Annotated in this window: 5 protein-coding genes; 2 read left to right on the plus strand and 3 right to left on the minus strand. The window is 40.3% G+C overall.

All coding sequences use genetic code 11. The annotated features are described in order from the left end of the window. On the minus strand, nucleotides 1-222 hold a 222-nt coding region (locus tag AAF462_11615), incomplete at its 3' end, for a hypothetical protein (protein MEM7009770.1). A 145-nt stretch (nucleotides 223-367) separates the two neighbouring features. Between AAF462_11615 and AAF462_11620 the strand changes: the two genes are divergently transcribed. Both AAF462_11620 and AAF462_11625 read left to right on the plus strand, forming a co-directional pair. After that, nucleotides 368-607 carry a hypothetical protein gene (locus AAF462_11620; GenBank protein ID MEM7009771.1) on the plus strand — a complete coding sequence of 80 codons (240 nt, stop codon included), beginning with the start codon at nucleotides 368-370 and terminating at the stop codon, nucleotides 605-607. 21 nt (nucleotides 608-628) lie between these two features. Next, nucleotides 629-1,306, plus strand: a complete 678-nt coding sequence (locus tag AAF462_11625; protein ID MEM7009772.1) for a phosphatase PAP2 family protein — start codon at nucleotides 629-631, stop codon at nucleotides 1,304-1,306. Nucleotides 1,307-1,340: 34 nt separating this feature from the next. On the opposite strand, the gene AAF462_11630 is transcribed toward AAF462_11625, so the two are convergent. Together AAF462_11630 and AAF462_11635 are read right to left on the minus strand one after the other, a co-directional pair. After that, the gene (locus AAF462_11630; GenBank protein MEM7009773.1) at nucleotides 1,341-1,763 is read right to left on the minus strand and encodes a hypothetical protein; all 423 of its coding nucleotides are present in this window, start codon (nucleotides 1,761-1,763) and stop codon (nucleotides 1,341-1,343) included. A gap of 57 nt (nucleotides 1,764-1,820) precedes the next feature. Beyond that, nucleotides 1,821-2,346 (minus strand): hypothetical protein (locus tag AAF462_11635; protein ID MEM7009774.1); only part of this gene is annotated, 526 nt, incomplete at its 5' end.

Genomic DNA, 2,346 nt, shown 5'->3' on the forward strand with positions numbered 1-2,346 from the left:
AGGCATATAAGTTACATCCTCTCGGCTGGACCATATTTCACTTACCACTTCCGGCTTGTTCTTGTACTGTCCCTCACTAGCCGCATAGAACTGCATGGTGGCATATACAACAGCCCTTTCTTCCTGCTCAGTCTGTGATAGTTCATTGACTTGAGCGTTGGATACGCTGTATCCAGCAAATAACAATGCGAGCACAATCAATAGATTAGTTATTTTTATCATTTCACTCTCCTTGAAATAAATATCATAAAAGTGTAGCACAGGCTAAAGAATTACTCACTATAAATTTTCGTGTATAAAATTTCGAGTTAGCTAGCCCCATCAGTGTTATACTATTCATACTAAATTAACAAGGCGGAGGTCTTGTATGAATTGTATGAAACTAGTTATTGTATTTGTCTTTGCTGCAACCGGAATAATATTTTCTGCTGATACGTATGCTGAAAAGATTTCAGGTGTTGATATCCCCCTTAGTGCTGATTTGCCAAATGGTGTTTATTGCGAGATTAATGATGTAATACTGATTGCACAGGACAAAGATAATTGCAGTACAGCAGGCGGTGAGGTAATTAAGGTAGAAAATAATAAGGCTAAAGATTCTAAATAATCAGTTTGTAGAGGGTGCGATATGAGGATTTTATCACACACAGCCATAGTAATAGTATTTACTATATTCTTATTAGCTGGTGCGAGTGCAGAACAACAATCCACTCCCAAGTATCTACCTGAAGGTGGGGTAGATGGGGCTGCTATGATCGGTGCTCCCCCAGCTGTTGGATCGCCCGAGTTTGAAACTCAGATGGCAATTGTGTTGTGGCTTCAACAAACACGTACCCCTGAACAGGTTATATTTGTAGAAACCACACTTAATTTAAATAGATTTGCCCCTATAATTGGCGCTGAGCTGTTGGATGTTGACGGAACAGTGCTGAGGCAGACACTGGCAGCTATTATCAATGAAGTAAGAACTGACTACGACGCAATAAAGGCGAGATATGATCTTCCTAGACCCTTTGTGGTAAATGATAAAGTAAAGCCCGCAATAAATGCACGAGCAGTTGCAAGCTATCCAAGTGGGCACGCTATAAGAGCTGTTGTGTATGCAAGGATATTGGGCGTGATATTCCCTGAAAAAAAGGATGATCTTATGGAGCTTGCGCTTCAGATAGGATATGGACGAGTTATAGCCGGGGTGCATTACCCCATAGATGTTATAGCAGGGCAGGTGCTTGGGAAGTTATATGCAGATGTAATTGTAGAAAGCGACACATTTAATGAGGCAATCACGAAAATACGCCCTCAATAATATTTCGTTTGCAACTTTAGAGTCAGCTTATTGATTATTCTTTCTTATAACCTTTGCAATATCCGTCTTCACCGCATTCTTTACTATTAACAAAGCTCCAGTTCTCTCCTGAGCATGAACTAGGAGAGGATGGATACATGCAGCCTGGAGAGTCTCCAAAGAACATTTGGCAGCATCCAGAGGCCATTGTTTGCCCGCTAGGCGGTTCATAGCCTTCGCAAAAGCCGCTATCTGTATCACACTCACTTCCCGGGAAGAATTTTTTGCCAGGGGTAGTGCTGTCTTCGTTGCATGAATCGGTTGTCTCAAACGACTGACACCCCATAGGGTCTGCACCAGTAAAGAATTGACAGCATCCTTCTTTTTCTGCGTAACTATTGTTTGGAAATGCAATTAAAAGAAAACTAAAAACTAAGAAACCAAAAAATGATAGGAATAAACTCTTATTGATCGCCATCTTAAACCTCCCATCTTTGATTCTTCGATACTAACACATAACCTTTATTGCCTCAATTTAATTTGCACTGATTCTTTGTTTTCGAATATAAAAATATCCAGTTAATGCTATCGAGCCCATAACTGCAATTAACCCCCATTTAGAAAGGGTAGGGATTGACTCTGCAATACCTAAATCTGCTTCGATTACATCACAATTTCTATATTCATAGAAAATATTATTAATAGTTATTGAGCCATCAGGGGTAGGGAGGTTCTCAATCTCTAGTGTTAACTCAGCAATCTCGCTAGCTGGAACATCCATTGCAAATATTAATGTATCAAACCCTTCAAATTCTTCTCTAAAATCACAATCTATGCCTCCTGGTATGATTGCAGCAGTACCGATTGTTAGCTCATCATCTCCGCCAGCTCCTATTAAGGGAAAATCATTCGTAGCATTAGTAATTGTTGAGTGTGCAACAAAGAGCTTGTCATTATCAGCACCAACTGAAACACTTGCATCTGAAGACAAGTTTGTTATTGTTGAGTTCAAAATTGTCAGGTCTTCCATCCCGGCTCCACCCGTGAAAGCTCGGCTGATC

The sequence above is a fragment of the Thermodesulfobacteriota bacterium genome (genome assembly GCA_039028315.1).
Lineage (GTDB): Bacteria > Desulfobacterota_D > UBA1144 > Nemesobacterales > UBA2774 > CR02bin9.

Bases quoted from the DNA above. Each gene is read 5' to 3' on its own strand.
- AAF462_11620 (MEM7009771.1), top strand. From the start codon at position 368: ATGAATTGTATGAAACTAGTTATTGTATTTGTCTTTGCTGCAACCGGA.
- AAF462_11625 (MEM7009772.1), top strand. From the start codon at position 629: ATGAGGATTTTATCACACACAGCCATAGTAATAGTATTTACTATATTC.
- AAF462_11630 (MEM7009773.1), bottom strand. From the start codon at position 1,763: ATGGCGATCAATAAGAGTTTATTCCTATCATTTTTTGGTTTCTTAGTT.